Below are 20709 nucleotides of genomic sequence, written 5' to 3'. Positions count from 1 at the left end.
CTCCGCCGCCGAAAAGCCGCGCCGTTAACCAGCCGTTAACCAAGGACGCCGATCTTTAACCATTCACTAAGAATGGCGAGTCGAGCACGATGGACGCGATTGCGAAGGCCACACGTCAGCCAATCCGGATGAGGGGCCGCTCATTCGTTGCGTTTACATTCTGTCCGGTGGTTCCGATCGCCGGCTGGCTGGAGGAAATAGACGTCACGCTCGGCCGCTCGCCCGGCTTTTTCGTCGGCAAGCCGGTGGTGCTCGACCTGTCCGCCGTGGACCTCAGCCAATCGGCCATCGCTCACCTCGTCACCAGCCTCGAGCAACGCAATATCCGCGTCCTCGGCATCGAGGGCGTGGATGAAGCCCGCCTCACCACCAGCATGCCGCCGCTGCTGACCGGAGGGCGCAACTGCATGATCGCCTCGAACGAACCGAAAAAGCGCGAAGCCAAGCCGAAGCCGGCGTCGCTCCTGCTCGAAAGCCCGGTGCGCTCCGGCCAGTCGATCTTTTGCGAAGGCGATGTGACCGTGCTGGGTTCGGTCGGTTCGGGCGCGGAGATCGTCGCCGGAGGATCCATTCACGTTTACGGCGCGCTTCGCGGCCGCGCGATGGCTGGTTTCAGCGGCAATTCGTCCGCGCGGATATTCTGCCAGAAGATCGAAGCCGAACTGCTGGCCATCGACGGCTACTACCGGACCGCTGAACAAATCGACTCCGCCTTGCGCAACCGACCGGCTCAGGCCTGGCTCGAGGGCGACATCATGAAGATCACACCGCTGAATTAATTCGACTGAAGGAGATAGCGATGGCCAAAGTCTTGGTCGTGACGTCTGGCAAGGGCGGGGTCGGTAAGACGACTACCACCGCGGCGCTCGGTGCGGCGCTCGCGCAAATGGGAGAAAAGGTCGTCGTCGTCGATTTCGACGTCGGCCTGCGGAATCTCGATCTCATTATGGGGGCGGAGCGACGGGTCGTATTCGACTTCATCAATGTCGCGCAGGGCGTGGCCAAGCTTTCGCAGGCGCTTATCCGCGATAAGCGCCTCGAGAATCTGTGGTTGCTTCCGGCATCGCAGACCCGGGACAAGGATGCCCTGACCGATGAAGGCGTCAGGAGTATCATTGACGATTTGCGAACCAGATTTGACTGGGTTCTCTGCGACAGTCCGGCGGGCATCGAGCGTGGGGCCATGCTGGCGATGCGCTATGCCGACGAGGCTGTTATCGTCACCAACCCCGAAGTCTCCTCCGTGCGCGACTCCGACCGCATCATCGGAATGCTCGATTCAAAGACGGTGAAGGCGGAGCGGGGCGAGCGGGTGGAGAAGCATGTGCTGATCACCCGCTATGACCCGGCGCGCGCGGCGCGGGGAGAAATGCTCAGCATCGACGATATCCTCGAGATACTGGCGACGCCGCTGCTCGGAATCATTCCCGAGAGCCAGGACGTCCTGCGCGCGTCGAACGTCGGATCGCCGGTCACCCTGAATAATGCCGCCTGCGCGCCGGCGTGCGCCTATACCGACGCCGCGCGCCGTTTGATGGGCGAAACCGTCGCGATGATGGTTCCGACCGAGCGAAAAGGCCTGATCAACCGGTTACTGGGACGGAGGGCGGCATGATGGATCTGCGGCGGCTCTTCGGCGGCCGTACTGCTTCCGCGCCTGTTGCACGGGAACGGTTGCAGATTTTGCTCGCGCACGAGCGCGGGTTGCGCGGCCAGCCCGACCTGCTGGGACTGCTGCGGTCGGAGATCCTGGCCGTGGTATCCCGGCATGTCGTGCTCGATCCGGACAAGGTCATCGTCAGGATGGAGAGGGGCAAGACGGTCTCGACGCTTGAAGTCGATATCGAGGTGCCCAACAATTTCGAACGATCAAGAGCCGTGGCTGCGACATGATCGCCGACAGCAACAGCAACATCGCCTGGCACAGGGTCCAGCTGAAGAAGAACCGCGACGCCGTGCGGGCGCTGGAAATTGCCCGGTTCAGGACCGGCGAAATCGGCGGTGCGAGCGGCCAGACGCAAAGCACGATCGCCAAACTGAAGCAGAGGATCGCCGAATCCGAGCGATGCATCGCTGCCCATGAGCGGCGAACCAAGCGGCCGGTCGCGACCGACCTGCAAAGCCTCGCCCGCGTGAGCTGGAGCAGCTGGAACGGGCTCGGCGCCAGCCGGCGCTGAGGAAACGGCTGAACGGCCTGAAATTGGTGGCAGCGCTGTCGGCTGCCACCAATCTACTTACTTGAAGGGCGGGTCGTAGGAAGCGCGAAGCTGAGCCGCTTTTTGCCGAATCGGTATGATCTCGTCCTGTGTCAGCAGGCGGGTGAGCTTCACGTTCTGAAGGGTGCCGGCTGCGACAACGATGCCAGCGATCGCCGGCGCTGCACCAGGATCAGGCACGTCGAAGATTGTCAGCACTCCAGGGCCGTCGACCGGGGTGCTGTACATCGAGATCAATTTGCCGCCGGCAGCCTCGATCAGTTTCTTGGCCGCTTCGGCGCGACTTTGGGTCGGGTTCTCCAAAATGCCGTTGAGAGCGCGTGGCGTGTATTGTCCGGTGAGGCAGAAATGCATGGCGATCTCCTCTGGTGTTTGGTTCAAACAACTAGGTCCCCATTGGGGCACCGCCGCCCGATCTTCCCTGCACAGACCGCATGCGATGATTCTCGGCGCTTCGTTCCGCCGGATTTTTCAGGTTCACCGCAACGAAAGGGAGGCCTCAGCTACTTGGGGAAACTGAGGCCTCTTCGCGGCTCCTTGCGGGAGCGCCGGACGTTTCAGGGGGCGATGTCCGGCTCCGGAAATGATGCGGAGGTTTCGGAATTCCGGCAATGAACTTTATGAAGCTGTGCAGTTTCTTCGGAAGTAATCCGAATTAGTTTCGGCCCGGTCACCCGCCGCCGGCGATCTGCTCCCACCCCTTCAGCGGCGGCTGCGCAAGCGTTTTCCTGGCTTCTTCCAGTTCGGCGGCACGCTGTGCGGCTGACGTCATGGCGTTGGCGGCGACATTGTAACGGTCCGCCATATACTGAATTGGAAATATGAACTGTCCGTTCGTCACCTTGTAGATGCCGAATTCCGCCAGCAGCGCTGCGACGCATTTATCGTACGCGCGATAATATTCGGCCCGGGCCGCCAGCATTTTGGAGATCACAGCGGCGATTTCCGCGTGCCGCCTGTCGATGTCCTGCATAAACCTGTTGGCGACATTCTTTTCCATACTCAGTGAGAGCGCGTAATTTTCGAGCCTGTCGCGCTCGGCCTTGAGGAGGGCGAGGTAGCGCGGCATGAATGTCGTCGCGTTGGTTTCCGCGACCTTCAAATCGCGGCGAAGGGCCTCGAGATCGGCGCGGCTCGCTGCCGCCAGGGTGATACCCCTCGAAAGCGCCGGTGGTTCAATTTCACGGGACAGCTTTTCACTGGCAGCGCTGGTCTCCAGGGCGGCCGTGGTCGCCATCGCCATCAGCTTCAGGAATCTGTTTGCCGGATATCGTGCCAGCGCCTCGTCGATCGAGGCCGCATTGTTGATGGCTTCGAGCGCCATCCGGCTTTCCTGAGAGGCGATATTTTCCTGAAGCTTGCCCAGGTAATAGACCCCGACCGAGAGCGCCGCCGCAACGACGAACAGGAGCACGAAGGCGATCGCAATGCGCGCCTTCGCCCTCTGATCCGAAAGTGCTGCCACGGTGTCCCTTCCTGCTCGAGCAGCGTTGTTTTACGCTTTTTCTCCCTGCTTGGCGATTGTCGGGCCCGGATGGGCAGTGGATTACGCTTCGTTTACTCAAGGCGCGCGCGCCAGAACGATCAAGCCTGATGCAATCAGGCCCACGCCGGCGGCGCGGCTGAGCCGGTGGCCGAGCGGCAGCAACTTCTCGCACGCGACATAGAGGGCGATGCCGGCGATCCAGAACAGGTTCATGATACCGCTGACGAACAGCAGCGCCATCAGGAACCAGCAACAGCCGAGGCAGTAGCTGCCGTGCCGGAGCCCCATACGCAATGCACCCGCTGCGCCCGGCCGCCAGTGCCGGCTCAGGAACAGCACCGGGCTCTGGCAGTAGCGCAGGCAAACGCTCTTGACGGGCGTGAACTGGTAAAACCCCGCCAACAGCAAAATGACGCCGCCAAGCACGGCGCTGGTGCTCGCCATCGCCATCGACAGCAGGCCAGCGCGTTCGAGTGCCCACTGGGCCAGGGTCGCAACAAGGCTGAAGCCCGCCCATATCAGGAGATAGCCACCGAGAAAGATCCAGGCATCGACGAAGGGGGACACCGATGCCGCTTGCCTGCGCTTGATGGCCGCGAATAGCAGGACCATGGGCGCTGCACTCGACACCATCATGGCGATCATCATGATCGACCACATGATGAACATCAGCGCGGCATAGGACGGCGACCATGGCATCGGGTCCATCGGCATGTCGGCCATGCTCATGTCGATGCCTGCGCCGGCAAACAGATAGGTCCAGGCCAGCGCCGTCACCCCGGCAATGCCGCCTGCAACGATCAGGCGGTCATGCCGCAAGATTTGTTCGAGCGCTGACGTGTCGCTCATGCCGTCACCTCGCTAGAGCGTTTTCGAGCGAAGGCTCCGGCGCAGCGTCAAGCTGCAACGCCATCGGGGGTCTGGACGACGTTGGCAAGCGAGCTATGCGTGCCCTTCGTTTCAAACTTGATCGCCCCGGTCGAGCGGATGTTGGCCGAGGCGACTTCGGCGGCCCTGTGCTCAAAGCCTTCCGGCATCACGACCTGAATGCGATGCGCAGCGCCCGTCACCGGGTTCTTGATCGGCTCGACCTCGGTCTCCAGCACACCCTTGGCGACGACACGCGCGACGCGCCCGTTCTTGTCGAATGAAAACTCGAAGGGCGCAAACACCGGATCGTGGATCTTGGTTACGATCACGCTGAGGATCTGGAACAGCGTGCCCTCGGCGGAATGCTTGCCCGACATGATTTCGAACAGCGCCTGGCGCTGTTCCGGGGTAGCGCGCTCGTCGATAATCGGCTGCAGTTGCCCATTGCCCTCATGCAGCGCTCCGGGAAAATGTACGGTTCCGGCGAACACGAGACCATCAAGCCCAGTGCCCTCGAAGTGTCCCTTGGTAATCCTCATGCCGACCATGCCCTTGCAAAAGCCGTGGGTCGGCAGGGCATTGAAATCGCAGGGACAGCCGAACGCGCAATTGCAATTCTTGATCCATTCGCCTTCGAGGCGCCAGTCGGATGCAGCCATAGTTACACCTCCCGCAATACTTTTGGTTGGATGATGCAGCCGCTTGAGAATCCCCTTCGGGTTGGAAATGTCCGGGTCAATGTGAACGGAATCAGGACCTGTGTTGCTCCAGCAAGCCACACTGGATTAGCGGACTGCCATTGCGTCCTGATCGCGGCTAAGCATATCAGCGAGCATCCGCGCCGTACAGGACACCACTCCTGTCTTAATTTCGATCGTCGCCCTCGCTCAAGCAAGGCGTGGATGCCCGGCTCAAGCCAGCTCAAGGCCGGGCATGACGGCGCTTAGGTAGCGGATCATTTGCCGGTCTTTTGTCGGGGCAGCTGCACGGTTTCGCCCGGGCCGGTCGTCCTTCGTCTCGAATCCGGGCTCGAATTTGGCGGGGTTGAACCAGCGATGATGCTGAAAAGACCGGGGCCTTGTTGGTGGTCCCTGACGACGCTGCCGGGAATGGAGGCGACGGCCCCGGTTCCGCCGGAGGTGCCTTGGGCCAGGGAAGGTTGCGTTAACGCCAGCACGGCAGCAGCGGCGAGCACGAAACAGGCTATGTGCGATTTCATTTGGGTTTCCTTTTGAAATCGTGTCGAAGCGCGTGTGTAGTCGTCATTAGGCTCGAACTCCCCGACGGACTTCGTTTCAAAGAATATACATTCGCTTGGCTGCGGTAAGCGCGCCGCTGCATCCCGTGCGATCGCCCCTGGCATCCAACCGCTTGGCGCGGGCCATCGTCGTCGAGAATTTCGATTGCAGGCGCTTTTGGGCCTGCTTCAAGGAAGCGGGTGTTGGCTGCCGATTAAGTTGGGCGCCAACCGACTGTGGCGCCGTCAATCCCGCGTTCGGATTTCCCGCCGACTGGCGTATGGCGGCTTCGAATTGAGCAATGTCTTCGCTGCAAGGACCGGCCTTCGCGACCGGAATACTGAAGCAGAGCACCGCGCAAACGATCAGTCCCGTCGTTCCCAAAAGTTTTGGCATCGGACCTCGCCTCCCTCATTGCTCAACTTGGGATCGTCATTGATCCCCGCTGTTATAGCCCAAATCCGGATTGCCCATAATGATCCTGTGATGCCGCGCGCCTATGCCCGGACGGCGCCGGCCGATCCGCCCTGCGTGCCCGCCTTGTGGAGTCGCGCGGCTGGATGCACTCTGGTTCGGCATTTGATCGCTTCGGGGAGCGAACGGTTGACCGATGCACCGCACGAGATATTCGATCAGTTGACGGTCGGCAGGCTGCCCGACAAATTGCCCCATGAACTCGAGCTCTCGCTCAAGCCATCCGGCAGGGCTTGCCGCAGCTTAGGATTTGATCGGGCCGCATCCCGTGCGGCAAGCGGTCGGCTAACAGGGAGGAGCGAGCATGACTTCGCTGTATTTTCCGCTCTGGCTTCGCTTCGTCGTGCTGGTCGGCGCGGTCGGTCTTGCGGCCGGCGCCGGCCTGTTTGCCTATCGGTACTATACCCGCCCGGTGACTTTGAGCGTGGCGGTCGGCTCGATTGACGGCGAAGCTGCCAAGGCCATGTCGGCCATTGCAAGCCGGCTCGCGACTACCAACGCGGCGGTGCGGCTCAAGGTGGTCGACAGCGGCACCGCGCTTGAAGCGGCTAATGCGTTTGCAGCCGGCAAGGTGGACTTGGCCGTGGTTCGCGGCGATGTCGGCGACCTGTCGCAAGCGCGCGCCGTGGTCGTTGTCAGCCACATGGTCGTCCTCATCGTCGCGCCGCCGGGTTCAAGCGTCGACAGCATGGACAAACTGAAGGGACGCCGTGTCGGGGTGATTAGCGCGAGCACCAATGCCAAAGTCGTCGAGGCGCTGAGCAAGGAATACGGGTTGGATCGGCAGAAAGTGTTCAAGGATATCGCCTTGACGGATGCCCGGCGCGCCCTTCAATCCAAAGAGGTTGCAGCACTGCTCGTCGTGATTCCCCTGGCGCAAAAATATTTGTCGCTGGTGCGAAGCTTGTCCCAGCAGGGGTCGAAAGCGCTGCCGGTGCTGATCCCGGTCGATTCCGCGGCGGCGATCGCCGAAACCGAGCGTGCCTTCGAGAGTTTCGACGTCCCGAAAGGCACCTTGCGCGGCGCGCCGCCGGTGCCGGATGACGATCTGACCACCCTGAGAACATCACTCTATCTGGTTGCGAACAAGAAGCTCGGTTCGGATCTGGTCGCCACTCTCACGCAGACCATCATGAACGTCCGCAGGGATCTGTTGGCCGAGGATCCGATCTTCGGGCAGATCACCGCACCCAGCACCGATCAGGATGCCTACCTTGCGCTGCACCCCGGGGCGGCCGCCGTCTACAACGGCACCCAGCAGAGTTTTATGGATGAATACGGCAACTGGATCTATCTGACGCCGATGGCGCTCGGCGCCGCGGCCACCGTGCTTGCCGCGGCCTGGAAGTTCCTGGGACTTGGGGCGCCTTTCACCGGACAGGGCCCGCTGGATTCGCTCTATGCCCTCGGGCGCCGGATTCGCAAAGCCGGCACCGAGGCCGAGCTTTTGGAAATCGAGGAGGAGATCGACGCCATTCTCGGCGCGCAACGCGCCAGGACGGCGCGCGGGGACGAGAGCGCAGTGGATGACGCGACGCTGAATGTCGCCGCCCATCGGCTGGAGGGCTTGATTCACGATCGGCGATCCATGCTTGCGAAGAAGCCTGCTGTGGCCTCTGCCGCCTGATCCGGGCGCCTAGAGCCTTTTCCGTTCCGATTGAATCGGAACGGGGCTCTATTTCTTTTTTTTGACGCGTTTTCTTGGCGCGAACCGGTATCCACTTCGCTGGAAAACGCTCTAAACCTACAGCTTCAGCACATCCGCATACACCAGCCGCTGCTGCGATTGGCCCGCGGTGCCGGTCTGGTAGATCTCGAACTCCTCCAGCCGCAGCCGGAACGCGCGTGTGCCGCGCTGCGCCGGCAAAATGATGGGCGAAGTCCACAGCGTTGTCGCTCCCGGCCCCTTGATCGGCGTCAGCGTTTGCGTCGACAGCGGCACCCACGCGGCATCGCCGGTGGCGTTCTTGGCCTGGGCTTCGACCGTTACCTGCAGCAATGATTGGGCGGTGTTCGCGAACAGCACGCCGGTCACCGCCAATTGCAACAGCGTCGGGTCGAAGCCGTCGAAGGCGATGCTCGCCGCCCGATCCGGCACCAACTGCACGTAATCGGCGAGCACGACGCGCGAGAGGTGGGCGTCGGGCAGCGATTTCGGCTGGTAGCGCGCCAGCGCCAGGCGGATGAAGGGGAAATAGGCGACGCCGGAATCGAGCTCGATATCGCAATACCACAATTGCCGGTCGACGTCGTAACCGACGGAATGTCCCGCCACCGAGATCGGTATGTTGCCGAAGCCCGGCGGCCATTCTAGCGTGAGCCCGCTGGCAATGTCGACTGCGTTGCGGAAATGCTGCGGCAGCGGCACCGCTTGCGACGGTGGCGGCGGCGCGTCCCAAATCGGGTCCATGCCCCACTGCGTCACGACGGCCGACAAATAGTCGGGGACGGTGAACGCAGTGAAGGTGCCTTGCTGCGGCGGCACGCAACCCCACAGCACGACGCCGAGCAGTTCGCCCGCGCCGGAGGAGAACCACGGCCGATCGAGATAGACCCTGAGCCCGCCGCCGCCGCGCGCGCTGACGTTCCACGTGCCTTCGGTCTTGTCGGACCAGCCGAAGGTCGGCAGCACATACAACACCTTGGGCGCCGCCGGGCGCGCGGTGTTGAGGATGTCGAGCGTCAGGGGCACGGAGTCGCGGGTGAAGTCGCTTGCCGGCCGCGTCAGGCTGTCGGCAAAATACTCGCGGAAGCGCGAGGTCGCCGTGGCGACGTACGTTACGCTGCGATATTTGGTGTCGTGAAATTCATGGGCGCCGTCGATCTTCTGCGAGATCGCGTTGCGCTCGACCGGAGTCTCGAAGGCGCGGGTTTGCGCCGGCGGCGTCTTCGGCTGCGGGCCGGGGCCGCCGTCGTCGATGGTCTCGACCCAGATCGCATTGATGTCGAGCCTGATCGTGCTCTTGCCGCTCAGCGGAATGTCGTCGGTCAGCCGCGCCTTGGTGCCGCCGAGCGTGCGCGCGGCGGCCAGATCCTGGAATTGCGGCTCGATCAGCGGCTGCTGCACCGCGTGCACCAAGGTCAGGACCCGCGGCGGCGTCAGCATCCAGTGCCCGCCATTGTCGGCCAGTTGCTGCAGCACCGCGAGATTGGGCGGGCCAGCTTCCAGGATCCAGCCCCAGATCGCCAGCTTCGCCAGCGCGTCGGCGGTGGGATAGCAGCTCAGCACCACCGCGATCTCGTCCGCCTTGGCGATCCGCACGGTCAGGAAGCGCTCTTGCGCCGTCTCGGTCAGCACCGGCGCGCCGGCGCCTTCCGCCAGCACGATGCGGAACGGCCGCTCGTTCGGCCATGTCCCGGTGAAGGGAACGGTGAAGACCGTGCCCGCAGCTACGCCGGGAAGGTTGACGAAAGCGGCGCCGGCCGCGAGCGGATCCGGCAGATAAGGCAGCACGAGCTGCGCCTCGGGATGCGGCACCGGCTGGTCGGGATGCGCGGGGTCGACGCCGAGATCGCCGTCCTTCTGCGTCAGCATGGTGTAGACGGTCTTGTCGAGCCCCGTCGGCGTGTCGAACATGCCGTGCACCTCGGCCGTCTCCTGCGACACTTTTGCGGGCGCGAGGTGGCGTTCGGAGGGCGCTGCGGCCGGCGTGTTGAAGTTGCTGCGGATCACGATGCGGTCGACGGATTCGCCGGGCGTCGTGGTCGGGCTCAGCGCCGCACGCAGCACCACTACGGGCGCCGCGATCGGCTCATAGCGCAGATAGGGCACCGGCTGCGGCGGAATGCTGAAAGAGGCGTGGATCGACGCGTCGGGCGGCAGGCTGTTGCCGGCAAGGTCGACGGCACGCGCGCGGAATTGGTAGCTGGCGCCGAACCGCAGCCGCGGCAGCCTGTTGTCGTTGGGCGTCAGGACCGGCTTGAATGTCACCACCAGCTTGAACTCGGTCTGCGCCGGGTTCTCTGGCGTCGCCGCGGTGTCGCTCGGGCCCACCGTCTTGCCGATCCGCGGCACCGCGAGGCTCCAGCCGGCCCAGCGGAACAACGATTCCGGCAGATAGAGATCCGGCGATGTGCCGTCGGCCGATTGGCTGGTGGCGAGCGCGGTAAAACCTTCGTCCGGATCGAGGTGGCGGACGAGGTTGACGTTCTGGAAATCGTAGGTGCCGTCGCGCCGGCACAGCGAATGCCATTTGCCGCTCAGGCTGTCCCAGACATCGATGCGATAGCCGCGCGTGAGGTCGTCGGCGGCAAGCACCGGTCCATTTTGCGGGTTGGCGACGATGGCGCCATTTTGCGCGCTCGCGGCGCCGAAGCGGTCATGCAGCTGCACCGCACGTCCCTGGCGGGTGGCGGCGAAGCCGGCGGAGCGCAACGAGGGAAAGCCAAAGCGCTTGGCGCTGCCAGGGGTTCGCGTGACATGGTCGAGGCGGCCGAGGTTGAAGGCGAAGTCGAGCATCTTGTGCGCGGCGCCATCCACGTCGACCTCGACCGCGTCGTAGTTGCCGCCGCCAAGCTGCAGCATGCCGTCGGCGACCTCGGTGCCTGCCGCCGGCTGGAAACGCCGGCGCGTGGTGTCGACCTGGTAGGCGGTCCACGGAGACATCGGCGCCGGTCCCGCGAGCTGCGGAATGACCTGGATGTTTCCGGCCGCCGGAACGGTTGTCGGCAGCTCCAGGTCGACCACCAGGCCGAGCCGCCGCAGCAGTTCCGGATATTGCGAGAGCCGGCTCACCACGTCGTGGAAATCGAGTTTTGGCAAGGTCTGCTTTTGCAGCGGCGCGGGCGTGCCGTCGGGGTTACGCCGCGACAGGAACTGATGGAAGGTGCGGACCTGGTAGAAATCGGTGGCGGGTGTGCCGAAGGCGGGCGGGATGGCGTGGCCGTCCAACAGCCGGACTTCGATCGCGGCAGCGGTGCGCTGTTCGAGCTCGGGCAGCACCAGGGAGATCGTAACGAGGTCGGTGATGGTGCGCGGCGAATCCTCGAAATTGAGATCGCCGCGCGTCGGCGGCTGGTCCGGCGTCTGGATCGCCACCGCCTGGTAGGCGTTCTTCAGGAACGCCAGCACCTTGCGCACGGGATAGGAGCGGATGTTCTGCGTCGTGCGCTGCTCGAATTGGTAGGAGCGCACATAGGTGTCCTTGTTGAACAGCGCCGCCCACAGCGGCGATTCCAGCGGAATCGTAGCGGCGCGCGTCACCGTGAACGCCGGTCCGCCCTGAACCTGTACCTTGAACTGCAGCGGCCCGATGGTCGCCGGCCAGTCCTGCAGCTGCGGGAAGAACTGCTGCAGCGTGCCGTCGACGCCATTGTCGGTCACGAGCCGCGGCGAGAGATAGACCGACAGCACGAGCTTGTCGCCGACGGTCGTGAAGCCGTTGGGCAGCGCGGTCCACATCATGTTGCGAATACTCATGGCCTTCGCTCCTTACGCGGCGAACGCGTCGCAATACTCGTTCCAGTCTCCGGGCGCGATCAGATCGGCAAACGAAACGGTCGGGTCGCCGAACTCGCGCCGCAGCGACAGCGACACCGAGGCGCTGAACATCAGCACGTCCACTTCCACGGTAACGGAGGCCTCGCCGGCGATCTTGCAGGCGGCGCCGCCGCCGGCGGGATAGAAGGTGAAGCCGAGGTAGAACTCCACCGAGAGCGTGATCAGCCCGAGTACGTTGGCGGAGCCGCCCGCGCGCAGATAGCCGGTGAGCTGCGAGTGCTGGGTGGCGAAGTCGAGCTTCAGATAGACGCCCGCCATGATGTGGACGTTGGCGCTGGCCACCACCAGATCGATCGAGACGTTGGCGCCGAACTCGATCGATGCCTCCAGCATCTCGATGCCGTCGGGGCCAAGCTCCAGCCCGAAGAACCCGCCGCCGCCGAGCAGCGACACGCTGACCAGGAACGGATGCTGGCGTTCGCTGAAGGCGAAGCGGAAGCGGATCGGAGCGCCGACGAACGACAGCTCCAGCGCGGCGCCGAGCCGAATGTTCTCGATGCTGAAGACGCCGACGCCGATGCTGGGGATCGCCAGCGAGTATCCGACCGTCACCCCCTGCGAGGTCACCTCGATCGCCGGCGGGTCGGAGAAGCCGCTGGAGGGAATGAGTTGCTGCAGCTGGTTCAGGAACGCCAGATCGCCCTCGAAACTGATGTCGCCCATATTGGCGCTGAGGTCGAGCTTCTTGCCGGGCGAAGCGGTGAAGTCGACGGAGTTGAAATGCAGCTTGATGACGCTGAGCAGATCGAGGTCGAAGCTGCGCATATGGCCGGTGACCGTCGCATCCGGCGTTCCGCCGCCGATCGGCGTGGTGATGACGACGTCGAGCTCCAGATTCTTGGGCGCGTCGGGCGCGGTGAAATGCAAATTGGCCACGCCGCCCGCCCAGTCCTGCACGTCGGGCTTCCACGCCAGCGTCGTCACGATCTGGGTGGGCGATCGGGTGGTCACGAGCTGCGGCGCCTTTTCCGGGGCGCCGGTGATGTCCAGGATCACCTGGATGACGTCGGAGAGCGGAACGACGCCGAGCAGCTTGGCGTCGGCGATGGCGCCAAAATATTGTTTCGGATCGAATTTGCCCTGGGAGAAGGTGTCGAGCGCGCCGCCGGTGCCGGAGACCGTGCCGAAATCGCGCGACAGGCCGCCGACGTTCAAATTCGGCGTGGCGACGCCGCCGGTCTTGTCGCCGCCGAAGGCGACGCCGAGCGCGTTGACCAGTTGGATGAAAACGCCGCCCTTGTCGAAATTGCTTTGGACATAATGCGGATAGAACACGATCTGCACCGGGCTGGACGAGCCGGTGATCTGTTGCAGCGCCGGGATGGTCACTTGTGCCGCCGAAATCGTATCGAGGATGGGATAGAAGATCGGCTGACCCGGCGGCGGCGGGATAAAGACGTTGAAGAGCGCGGCGTTGAAGGTCATGGTCGACGTGTTGAACGTCGTGCCGCCGGGCTTGGTGCTGGCCGCGAAGGCGATCGACTGGCCACCCATGTCGCGCTGGCGGATCGAAAGATCGGAGCCGGTGTAGAGCGCGTACCCGCCGGTCTGCGACTGCATGTCGCTCAGCGCGATCACCAGCGGCATCGAGAAGTCCGAATTATTGCCGTCCCAGTCCGTCGCGACGATGTGGAACAGGAACGGCTGTCCGCTGACCGTCGGTATGAAATAATTCCAGTTGCCGCCGGGCGGCGTGTCGAGATTCGGCGTCACCAGCGTCGTGATGCGAATCTTTTTGAACGGAAAGTTGCGGCCGCCGCTCGCCGTCGTAGTCGCGAGAAAACTGTAGTCCTTCTCCGGCTCGGTGATCACGACGTAGTGGCGCTGCATCTGATAGGCGGTGGTCGGGCCAGTGGGGTTATCGAGAAATTTGCGCTCGGTCACCTTGACCCGCACCGCGCGGTTGCCGACGGGACAGGCAAACGCCGCGTCGATCACCTTGACGTAATTGTCCCGGCCTGTGGCCGCGCGGTGGCGCCATCCCACGATCGTGAAGGCGCCGCCGGGGGGCCAGCGTCCGTCGAGGTCGAGCCAGGCGCCGAGCGACGACAGCATCAGGCGGTCGACCTGGACGGCCTTGGGCGGCAATTGCGGATTCGAGAAGTCCGATGAACGCACCACGATCTGGTCGCGGTCCATCGTGCTCAGCGACATCAGGAAGGGTGAAGAGTCCGTCGTGGGCGGCGGCCCTGGTCGGTAGTCGGGAGACCACAGCGCGCGCACCGTCCGTGTTGCCGCGGACTGCTCGTCGACGATGGGCACGCCACCCTGAATTTTCTTGACCCCGAGCCGGGTGTGCCAGAGTTCGGTCTGGGTGCCGTGCGTGACCGCGTCGGTTTGATTGGCCCAGCCGGCGGTGGCATTGGGCGAGAGAAACAGCGACCACGGCGCTTCGATCGCGGTCTCCGTCGGCTGCGGCGGCGTCGGCGCCGGACCGTTCGCCGGCTGGGGCGGCGGATCCGGCAACGCCGCGGCGCGCGACACGTTGAGATCGTAGGCCGCCCATTGCAGCAGGCCCGCAAGATCGTACGGCACCTGGCTCACGCCGGTGCCGAGCTTGAAGACGAGGCGACTCGGCCCCGCCGCCAGCGCCTGTACCGGAGGGCTCGCCGGCAGCGGCGGCGGCACCTCGGGAAAGGCCTGGTCGACGATATTCTGCGGCCCGTTGAAGCGCGCGGTCAGCAATCCGTCGGCGGTGGCGTCGATGCGCGCAAGGCGCGGCGCCAGCCCGCCGCCGCCTTCGAGCGCGAGATTGCCGAACAGAAAATCGAGCGCCAGCAAATCGTCGCGCCGGAGCAGCGCCACGGCGAATTCCGGCAGCGACAGCGTTGGCTGCGTGGCAATGGCGGCGGCGGCCAGCACACCCCAGCCCGGTGTCGTGCCCGGCTTGGCGACGAAGTTCAGCGGCGACGTTCCGCTGAGCGGCAACGGCGTTGCCGCGGCGGCGCCGGCGAGCGGTGCGGCCGCCTGCAGCAAAGCCGGCGCGCAGCGGCGCGTGGTCACCGAGCCGCCGGTCGCATCGAGTTCGAAGGCGGAAGCGCCGGCGGGGTTGCCGACCTGGAGCGCAAAGCCGTCCCGTTGCAGCCATAGCGGGGTTGCCGGAAACTGAGCGGAAAGAAACGTCTGGTTGGTCTCGAAATCGATGGCAAAGCGCGCCGCGGAGAGCGGGACGACCAGCGCATGGCCGTCGAGATTGGTGATACTGCCGCCGGGCGCGAAGGCGAGCTTGTCGGTGCTGGTCGATTGCGCCAGCAGCGTGTGATCCGCGTCCGTCGCCGAGTTCTCGCCGGCCTCGATGTCGATTTCGTCGAACAGGTTCGGTTGCGGCGTCAGCGTGCCGATATCGAGCGCCAGCGGCGACGGCTTCAGGTCCCAGTTGAGGCTGCGGCGGTGCAACGTCATCAGCGTGCGCTTCTGCTTGGGCGCGCTGCGCAGGCTCGGTTGCCCCGGCGTCAGCACGCGGAGCAGGAAGCTGTTGGCGGATTGCGATGTGGCGCCGAGCCCTGTGACGGCCGCGATGCCGTTGCCGGCATAGGTCGTCTGCCATTCTGGCGCAAACATCGCGGAGGCGGCGTTCTGAAGCGCGAGCTTGCCGGCGGCACCGAGCGTGCAGGCGGTCGCGGCGAGGGTGACCGGCGAAGCCAGCCGCTGACTGCCGGCGAGCCAGCGCTCCAGCACGGCTTGACCATGAAAGCCGCCCAGCGACATGGCCATGTCCATCGGTGTGCCGGTTGCGGTCTTCGCTGCGAGCGTCATGACGAAATCCGCCGTCAGGCTCGTCCCGGCGTAGAGCGCGCCCTTCAACTCGATGCGATACCCTGTGAGCAGTGGACCGTAGGTCAGGACCGGAGTGCCGCCGAACCACTTCTCATCGACAAGCCAGCGGAGCACACCATTGAGCTTGAAGCCGACGAGGCCGGGGCCGGTGACGATTTGCACGGTTCCGGGCAACGGAAGCGGAATCGGCGGCGGCTCGGGGATCAGCGTGGCAAGATCGCCGCGCAGGAGCGTCAGGTTCAGTGGCATCGTCCACCTCCTGTTGCGGTCCGAACGTTGCCAAAAGCGCATCTTTCCTGGGTGACGCGTTACGGCAACCCGGAGACGAGAAGTTATACTATCACACGCTCGTGGCGATTGCATGATAGGCGACGTTTTTTCTTTTTCGGCTCGCCGCGAAACGGCAGCAAAGCTCCCCCATTCGAGAGTTCTCGCGGTTATCGATGCATCCGGATTGGCGTGACGGGTTATCGCTGTTCGCGCGCGGCGACAGTCCGCTGCCGCCACGCCATGGCCGCAACGCTTCGGCCGGCTATGACGATCCTGTGATCTGGTTTCGCGGCGAAGCGGGCGAAGAAACATTACACCCGGTCGACGAAACCATTTTTGCGGAGCCTCGAAAACGGCCGGAAATCTTGGTCGGGCACGATGATGCGATTGAACCGCCAAATAATGGGAGCGCTGCCATGCTCGCCGAAAAGTTTCTTTTAATTGTCGAATCCCTGATCCGGGCCCAGGGCCAAAGCTACCCGGATGGCAGCACACGGGTCGTCAGCACGTCGCCGCACGTCCCTGTCCAGCTGCCGGCCCGGAGCGGCAAGTAAATTTGATGAGCCTGCGCGCCGGCGTTGAGGGGGCGATGCCGGTGAATGGCCGGACAACGGTTCTAGGCGCGTGAAGAACTTGTGCGAAACGCCGGTTCAGCGCCGCACGAAGAGTATCGCGCCGTAGGTCAATCCGGCGCCAGCCAGCACCGGTGCGGCCTGATCTGTCCCGCAGGTGAGGCGGTTGGTGCCGCCTAATCCCCACGCATCTGCATGCCCAATATCGCGCCATGGCGGTTGACCTCTGGGCAATTGCCGTCGAAGTTGCGCGCGCCGTGGATATTTCTTCTGATCTTGCCCCAAATTCCGAGCTGTTCGTTCCCGACTCGCGCCGGGCATGGGCGCGGCTTGCCGTCGCCGTCCTGATCGGCTCGCTCGGCAGCGTCGGCATGTGGTCGGTCGTGGTCGCGCTCCCGGTGGTGCAGACGGAGTTCGGCGCGGGCCGGGGCACGGCCTCGCTGGCCTTTACGATGGTGATGCTCGGCTTCGGCTCCGGCGGAGTGCTGACCGGCAAGATCACCGACCGCTACGGCATCGTCACCGCGATCGGGGTTGGCATCGGCATCCTCGCTCTCGGCTATATCGGCGCCGGCATGTCGTCGTCGATCTGGCAATTCATCCTGGTGCATTTCGCCATCGGGCTGTCTTCGTCGGCGACCTTCGGTCCGCTGATGGCGGAAGCCTCGCACTGGTTCTACCGCTACCGCGGGCTCGCGGTCGCGATTGCCGCCAGCGGCAACTACATCGGCGGCACGATCTGGCCGCCGCTGGTGAACTTTGGCATGCAGTCGATCGGCTGGCGCAGCACCCATATCGCGGTCGGCCTCTTCGCCGCGGTGGCGATGGCGCTGGCGCTGGTGGCGCTGCGGCTCTTGATGGGCGCCGGCACCCGCCGCAATCATCAGAACGCGCCGCCGCCGCGGGTCGATTTGCGGCTCTCCACCAATGCGCTGACCGCGATCCTGGCGCTGGCCTCGATCGCCTGCTGCGTGGCGATGTCGATGCCGCAGGTTCACATCGTCGCCTATTGCGGCGATCTCGGCTATGGCGTCGCGCGCGGCGCCGAGATGCTGTCGCTGATGCTGGGCTTTGGCATCATCAGCCGCATCGGCTCTGGCTTTCTGGCCGACCGGATCGGCGGCATCGCCACGCTCCTGATCGGCTCGATCGCGCAAGGCACCGCGCTGTTGTTCTACCTGTTCTTCGACAGCCTGACCTCGCTCTACATCATCTCCGCGATGTTCGGCCTGTTCCAGGGCGGCATCGTGCCGAGCTACGCCATCATCGTGCGCGAGGCGATGCCGGCCTCGGAAGCCGCCACGCGCGTCGGCATCGTGATCTTCGCCTCCGTGTTCGGCATGTCGTTCGGCGGCTTCATCTCCGGCGTGATTTTTGACGCCACCGGCTCCTACGGCGCCGCCTTCCTCAACGGCATCGCCTGGAACGCGGTCAACGTCACCATCATGCTGTCCTTGCTGTGGCGCGCGCGGCAGCGGCTGGCGATGGCGTAGTCTCTTACCTCGCCCCGCTTGCGGGGCGAGGGAGAAGAGCGCCTCACACCGCCTGTCCCGCCTTCAACAGACTGCACCCCGTGATCTTCAAACTGCCGTCGGGCTGCTCCTCCAGCGTATAGAGCGCTTCCCAGGCCTCGCCGTCGGCGTCGATGATATGGACGCGCTGGGCGATCTGGCCGTCGGCGGCGCGCGCCTCGCCAAATTCGAAGCTCTTGTGGCGGTAGACCGGCGCGTAATTGTTCTGCACCATGTACATGAAGATGTCGGGCTGCCGGAACATCTGCTGGATCTCGGGCGCCGCATAGGAATAGGCGGCTGCAGCGTCGTCGTGGCTGAAGGCCTGCTCCTGCGAGCGGATCACGCTTTGCGCGGCGGCGATGTCGTCCGCCGCGCGGGCGGGCAGGGCGATCGAAACCAGGAATGCGAGAAGCAGGACGATGGCGCGCATGGGGCTGCTCCGTTGCCGATGCACCTGTTACGTTTTACATCGAATGCCGGCTTCCCGCCTGCGCAATTAAATTGCACCGTAGATGACGAGGCCGATGCCTGCGGCGATGAAGATCAGGCCGAGGACACGCATGTATCTTGTGTAGTTCTCTTCCGAGAACATGCGGATCGCGGTGCTGGTCTTCATCCACAGGCCGCGACGAAACATCGTCGGCTTCCAGAGATAGATCAGGCCGATCAGGATCAGCGCGATGCCATAAATCGTCCCGGTCATGGTGGCTCCCGCGGTTCTTTGGCGGTGCAGTCGCCGCAAAAGCTATATCGGCGGGAATGCGGGCGGAAGGGGTTATTGGCCCAGCGTCAGGCGCCGCGTGCCGGAGGCGGTCAGGCCGAGTTCGCCGAGCCGCCGGACCGCGTAGCCGAGGCCAACCAGGCGCTCCCAGTGCAATTGCGGGATTTCAAGCTGCGCGTCGCCCTTGCTGACTTCGCGCAAGGAGGCGAACTCTTCCATACTCAGGGCAGGGTGCTGATCTGTCATTCGGCGACCTCGTCGGTCCAGACCTTGAAACTGACCAGCGTGTTCGGTCCGAACGTCTGGGTGATCGGAACGTCGGAAGCATCGCGTCCCTGCGCGATCAGGATGCGGCCGATCCGCGGCACGAAGCTGCGGGGATCGAAAGTGTGCCAGCGGCCGCCGAGATAGGCCTCGAACCAGCCGGCGAAATCGCCGGCGGCCCAGGGTTTTGGTGTCCCCATGTCGCCGAGATATCCGGTGCAGTAGCGCGCCGGAATGTTCATGCAGCGGCAGAACGTGATGGCGAGATGGGCATAGTCGCGGCAGACGCCCTGGCCCTCGCTGTAAGCTTCGAAGGCGGTCTTGGTGGCGCGGGCGTGCTCGTATCCGAACGCGATGTGGCGATGGACGAACTCGCAGATCGCCTGCACCCGGGCCCAGCCCGGCGGCGTGTTCTCGAACAATTTCCACGCGATGTCCGAAAGCCGGTCGGTCTCGCAATAGCGGCTGCCGAGCAGATAAACCAATGTGTCGGTGGGCAGGTCCTCGACGGCATGCTGAGTCGCGGAAGCAAACACCGGATCCGGCAGGCCGCTGTCGCGGACGACGCCATCGGCGGCCAGACGCATCCGGCCGGCGGGTGCGACAATACGGCTGCACCAATTACCGAACAGGTCGCGGTAAGGCGTGATCGGCACCGAAGGGTTGGTGGTCAGGAAATCGGGCACGATGACGTCAGAGGCGCGCGTGAAATGCGTGCCCAGCACCATGATCATCGGGGTTGGCTGAGGGAAATCGTACAGCATTTCGAATCCGACGCGAATCTTCATTCGAAATGCTTTCCTGACTGGTATCTTGTCGAAATGGCTACGAAGCCGTCGAATACAAGGCGTTGGCTGCCTTATTCGATCAAATGCGGTCGAAAGCCGAGAAAACGATAGCTAATTGCCGCAAAAGCGCGCACGCTGCGCCGATGTCCGAACATTCAGATGTTTCGTCGCGCAGGTACGCTGGGCTGTGGGCATGACCATGCGCTCGCGGCGGGAAACGGTTCATTTCAGGCATTCGTTCCGCATCAAGGGGATCGATCGCCAGCTCGCGCCCGGCGACTACGAGGTCATCACCGACGAGGAAATGATCGAAGGTCTTTCATTTCCGTGCTATCGGCGCGTCGCCACCATGATCATGGTTCCCGGTGCGCCGCCGCAGCGTTCGGCTATGGAAATGATCTCGATCAGCTCGGTCGATCTGTCCGACGCGCAGCGCATCGACGCGAGCGCACCCCGTGACTGAAATCCCGATCGATCTCGACAAGCATCGCGGCATGGCGGCGCAAAAGGCCACCGATATCCGCCGGGTGCTCGCCGACGTCGAGGCCAACGCAAAACTGCTGCGCGAAACACAAGGCGTCGTCGAAATCCAGCTCCTTGCCGTGCCAGCCACTTCATGGCCCGAGGCGGTGGCAAAGGCGCGTTACGTGCTGAACCTGTATTCCGCCAGCCTCGCGCCATCCGACACCCATCACCGCGATCTCGTGACAGCGGTGCTTGCGGACCTTACCCGGCTCTCCGGTGAGAACTGAACGAAACGATTGTTCGACCGAACAACTGAAAACTTCATCCATCCCGCTCGATGCAAGATCGAACGGCCCAACCGAAAGCAACTGATGCAAAATCTCTCGCCCCGTCACGTCAAGACCGAAGAATCGCTGCGCCTGGGTGTCGTCTCCGGCTGGTACTCCACCAAGGTGAGCGGAACTTTCGTCTCGGGCCCGCATGATTCCGAGGCCGCCTGCCTCAGCCGGATCGCCGAGATCGATCCGCCGCCGGCCAAGAAAAAAAGATGAGCG

The 20709-nt window shown here is 64.0% G+C and carries 20 protein-coding genes; 10 read left to right on the top strand and 10 right to left on the bottom strand.

What is annotated here, in order from left to right; all coding sequences use genetic code 11:
* Positions 1–89: 89 nt before the first annotated feature.
* From minC to NL528_RS38030, 4 genes are read left to right on the top strand one after another with little or no spacing between them, the layout of a single operon-like run.
* Positions 90–779 (top strand): septum site-determining protein MinC, encoded by a 690-nt coding sequence (minC, locus tag NL528_RS38045; RefSeq protein ID WP_309179475.1) that lies wholly within the window; start codon positions 90–92, stop codon positions 777–779.
* A 20-nt stretch (positions 780–799) separates the two neighbouring features.
* Entirely contained in the window at positions 800–1615 is an 816-nt protein-coding gene (gene minD / locus NL528_RS38040) for a septum site-determining protein MinD (protein ID WP_309179474.1), read from the top strand.
* Positions 1615–1893 (top strand): cell division topological specificity factor MinE, encoded by a 279-nt coding sequence (gene minE / locus NL528_RS38035; protein ID WP_309185177.1) that lies wholly within the window; start codon positions 1615–1617, stop codon positions 1891–1893. The genes minD and minE overlap by 1 nt, the downstream gene beginning before the upstream one ends.
* Positions 1890–2177, top strand: a complete 288-nt coding sequence (locus tag NL528_RS38030; protein WP_309179473.1) for a hypothetical protein — start codon at positions 1890–1892, stop codon at positions 2175–2177. The genes minE and NL528_RS38030 overlap by 4 nt, the downstream gene beginning before the upstream one ends.
* Positions 2178–2234: 57 nt before the next feature.
* Here the strand turns inward: NL528_RS38030 and NL528_RS38025 are convergent, their stop codons facing one another.
* The 4 genes from NL528_RS38025 to NL528_RS38010 form a co-directional block, all read right to left on the bottom strand.
* On the bottom strand, positions 2235–2570 hold the full coding sequence (locus tag NL528_RS38025) for a GYD domain-containing protein (RefSeq protein WP_309179472.1): 336 nt from the start codon (positions 2568–2570) through the stop codon (positions 2235–2237).
* A 316-nt stretch (positions 2571–2886) separates the two neighbouring features.
* Positions 2887–3681 (bottom strand): hypothetical protein, encoded by a 795-nt coding sequence (locus NL528_RS38020; protein WP_309179471.1) that lies wholly within the window; start codon positions 3679–3681, stop codon positions 2887–2889.
* A 96-nt stretch (positions 3682–3777) separates the two neighbouring features.
* Positions 3778–4551: a DUF2182 domain-containing protein gene (locus NL528_RS38015; protein WP_309179470.1), complete on the bottom strand. Its 774-nt coding sequence runs from the start codon at positions 4549–4551 to the stop codon at positions 3778–3780.
* Positions 4552–4598: 47 nt separating this feature from the next.
* Positions 4599–5231: a DUF1326 domain-containing protein gene (locus NL528_RS38010; protein ID WP_309179469.1), complete on the bottom strand. Its 633-nt coding sequence runs from the start codon at positions 5229–5231 to the stop codon at positions 4599–4601.
* A 1357-nt stretch (positions 5232–6588) separates the two neighbouring features.
* Here NL528_RS38010 and NL528_RS38005 point away from each other — a divergent pair.
* Positions 6589–7911, top strand: a complete 1323-nt coding sequence (locus tag NL528_RS38005; RefSeq protein ID WP_309179468.1) for a TAXI family TRAP transporter solute-binding subunit — start codon at positions 6589–6591, stop codon at positions 7909–7911.
* Positions 7912–8028: 117 nt separating this feature from the next.
* Here the strand turns inward: NL528_RS38005 and NL528_RS38000 are convergent, their stop codons facing one another.
* Together NL528_RS38000 and NL528_RS37995 are read right to left on the bottom strand one after the other, a co-directional pair.
* Positions 8029–11703, bottom strand: coding sequence for a hypothetical protein (locus tag NL528_RS38000; RefSeq protein WP_309179467.1), 3675 nt, complete (start codon positions 11701–11703; stop codon positions 8029–8031).
* 12 nt (positions 11704–11715) lie between these two features.
* Entirely contained in the window at positions 11716–15810 is a 4095-nt protein-coding gene (locus tag NL528_RS37995) for a hypothetical protein (RefSeq protein WP_309179466.1), read from the bottom strand.
* 194 nt (positions 15811–16004) lie between these two features.
* Here NL528_RS37995 and NL528_RS37990 point away from each other — a divergent pair, with 194 nt between their 5' ends.
* Complete coding sequence (locus tag NL528_RS37990) at positions 16005–16385, top strand: hypothetical protein (RefSeq protein ID WP_309179465.1); 381 nt, start codon at positions 16005–16007, stop codon at positions 16383–16385.
* Positions 16386–16615: 230 nt separating this feature from the next.
* Positions 16616–17896: an MFS transporter gene (locus NL528_RS37985; RefSeq protein ID WP_309179464.1), complete on the top strand. Its 1281-nt coding sequence runs from the start codon at positions 16616–16618 to the stop codon at positions 17894–17896.
* A gap of 43 nt (positions 17897–17939) precedes the next feature.
* Here the strand turns inward: NL528_RS37985 and NL528_RS37980 are convergent, their stop codons facing one another.
* The 4 genes from NL528_RS37980 to NL528_RS37965 all read right to left on the bottom strand — a co-directional run bounded on the left by NL528_RS37980 (position 17940) and on the right by NL528_RS37965 (position 19690).
* A complete protein-coding gene (locus NL528_RS37980) occupies positions 17940–18347 on the bottom strand; it encodes a DUF4864 domain-containing protein (protein ID WP_309179463.1) in 408 nt (135 codons plus the stop codon).
* Positions 18348–18413: 66 nt separating this feature from the next.
* Complete coding sequence (locus tag NL528_RS37975; RefSeq protein WP_309179462.1) at positions 18414–18620, bottom strand: hypothetical protein; 207 nt, start codon at positions 18618–18620, stop codon at positions 18414–18416.
* A 72-nt stretch (positions 18621–18692) separates the two neighbouring features.
* Positions 18693–18884, bottom strand: a complete 192-nt coding sequence (locus NL528_RS37970) for a hypothetical protein (RefSeq protein ID WP_309179461.1) — start codon at positions 18882–18884, stop codon at positions 18693–18695.
* Positions 18881–19690 carry a transglutaminase family protein gene (locus NL528_RS37965; protein WP_309179460.1) on the bottom strand — a complete coding sequence of 270 codons (810 nt, stop codon included), beginning with the start codon at positions 19688–19690 and terminating at the stop codon, positions 18881–18883. The genes NL528_RS37970 and NL528_RS37965 overlap by 4 nt, the downstream gene beginning before the upstream one ends.
* A 193-nt stretch (positions 19691–19883) precedes the next feature.
* Here NL528_RS37965 and NL528_RS37960 point away from each other — a divergent pair, with 193 nt between their 5' ends.
* The 3 genes from NL528_RS37960 (at position 19884) to NL528_RS37950 (ending at position 20706) form a co-directional block, all read left to right on the top strand.
* Positions 19884–20153 carry a hypothetical protein gene (locus NL528_RS37960; protein WP_309179459.1) on the top strand — a complete coding sequence of 90 codons (270 nt, stop codon included), beginning with the start codon at positions 19884–19886 and terminating at the stop codon, positions 20151–20153.
* Positions 20146–20442 (top strand): hypothetical protein, encoded by a 297-nt coding sequence (locus NL528_RS37955; protein WP_309179458.1) that lies wholly within the window; start codon positions 20146–20148, stop codon positions 20440–20442. The genes NL528_RS37960 and NL528_RS37955 overlap by 8 nt, the downstream gene beginning before the upstream one ends.
* Before the next feature lie 84 nt (positions 20443–20526).
* Positions 20527–20706, top strand: a complete 180-nt coding sequence (locus NL528_RS37950; RefSeq protein WP_309179457.1) for a hypothetical protein — start codon at positions 20527–20529, stop codon at positions 20704–20706.
* The last annotated feature ends 3 nt before the right edge of the window (positions 20707–20709 follow it).

Source organism: Bradyrhizobium sp. Ash2021, assembly GCF_031202265.1.
Taxonomy (GTDB): domain Bacteria; phylum Pseudomonadota; class Alphaproteobacteria; order Rhizobiales; family Xanthobacteraceae; genus Bradyrhizobium.
The sequence above is the reverse complement of the archived record's forward strand: the minus strand, read 5'-3'. Positions and strand labels throughout refer to the sequence as shown.

What these genes read in the sequence shown, in the direction of transcription:
- minC (WP_309179475.1), top strand. Translation starts at nt 90, where the DNA reads ATGGACGCGATTGCGAAGGCCACACGTCAGCCAATCCGGATGAGGGGC.
- minD (WP_309179474.1), top strand. Translation starts at nt 800, where the DNA reads ATGGCCAAAGTCTTGGTCGTGACGTCTGGCAAGGGCGGGGTCGGTAAG.
- minE (WP_309185177.1), top strand. Translation starts at nt 1,615, where the DNA reads ATGGATCTGCGGCGGCTCTTCGGCGGCCGTACTGCTTCCGCGCCTGTT.
- NL528_RS38030 (WP_309179473.1), top strand. Translation starts at nt 1,890, where the DNA reads ATGATCGCCGACAGCAACAGCAACATCGCCTGGCACAGGGTCCAGCTG.
- NL528_RS38025 (WP_309179472.1), bottom strand. Translation starts at nt 2,570, where the DNA reads ATGCATTTCTGCCTCACCGGACAATACACGCCACGCGCTCTCAACGGC.
- NL528_RS38015 (WP_309179470.1), bottom strand. Translation starts at nt 4,551, where the DNA reads ATGAGCGACACGTCAGCGCTCGAACAAATCTTGCGGCATGACCGCCTG.
- NL528_RS38010 (WP_309179469.1), bottom strand. Translation starts at nt 5,231, where the DNA reads ATGGCTGCATCCGACTGGCGCCTCGAAGGCGAATGGATCAAGAATTGC.
- NL528_RS38005 (WP_309179468.1), top strand. Translation starts at nt 6,589, where the DNA reads ATGACTTCGCTGTATTTTCCGCTCTGGCTTCGCTTCGTCGTGCTGGTC.
- NL528_RS38000 (WP_309179467.1), bottom strand. Translation starts at nt 11,703, where the DNA reads ATGAGTATTCGCAACATGATGTGGACCGCGCTGCCCAACGGCTTCACG.
- NL528_RS37995 (WP_309179466.1), bottom strand. Translation starts at nt 15,810, where the DNA reads ATGCCACTGAACCTGACGCTCCTGCGCGGCGATCTTGCCACGCTGATC.
- NL528_RS37990 (WP_309179465.1), top strand. Translation starts at nt 16,005, where the DNA reads ATGCATCCGGATTGGCGTGACGGGTTATCGCTGTTCGCGCGCGGCGAC.
- NL528_RS37985 (WP_309179464.1), top strand. Translation starts at nt 16,616, where the DNA reads ATGGCGGTTGACCTCTGGGCAATTGCCGTCGAAGTTGCGCGCGCCGTG.
- NL528_RS37980 (WP_309179463.1), bottom strand. Translation starts at nt 18,347, where the DNA reads ATGCGCGCCATCGTCCTGCTTCTCGCATTCCTGGTTTCGATCGCCCTG.
- NL528_RS37975 (WP_309179462.1), bottom strand. Translation starts at nt 18,620, where the DNA reads ATGACCGGGACGATTTATGGCATCGCGCTGATCCTGATCGGCCTGATC.
- NL528_RS37970 (WP_309179461.1), bottom strand. Translation starts at nt 18,884, where the DNA reads ATGACAGATCAGCACCCTGCCCTGAGTATGGAAGAGTTCGCCTCCTTG.
- NL528_RS37965 (WP_309179460.1), bottom strand. Translation starts at nt 19,690, where the DNA reads ATGAAGATTCGCGTCGGATTCGAAATGCTGTACGATTTCCCTCAGCCA.
- NL528_RS37960 (WP_309179459.1), top strand. Translation starts at nt 19,884, where the DNA reads ATGACCATGCGCTCGCGGCGGGAAACGGTTCATTTCAGGCATTCGTTC.
- NL528_RS37950 (WP_309179457.1), top strand. Translation starts at nt 20,527, where the DNA reads ATGCAAAATCTCTCGCCCCGTCACGTCAAGACCGAAGAATCGCTGCGC.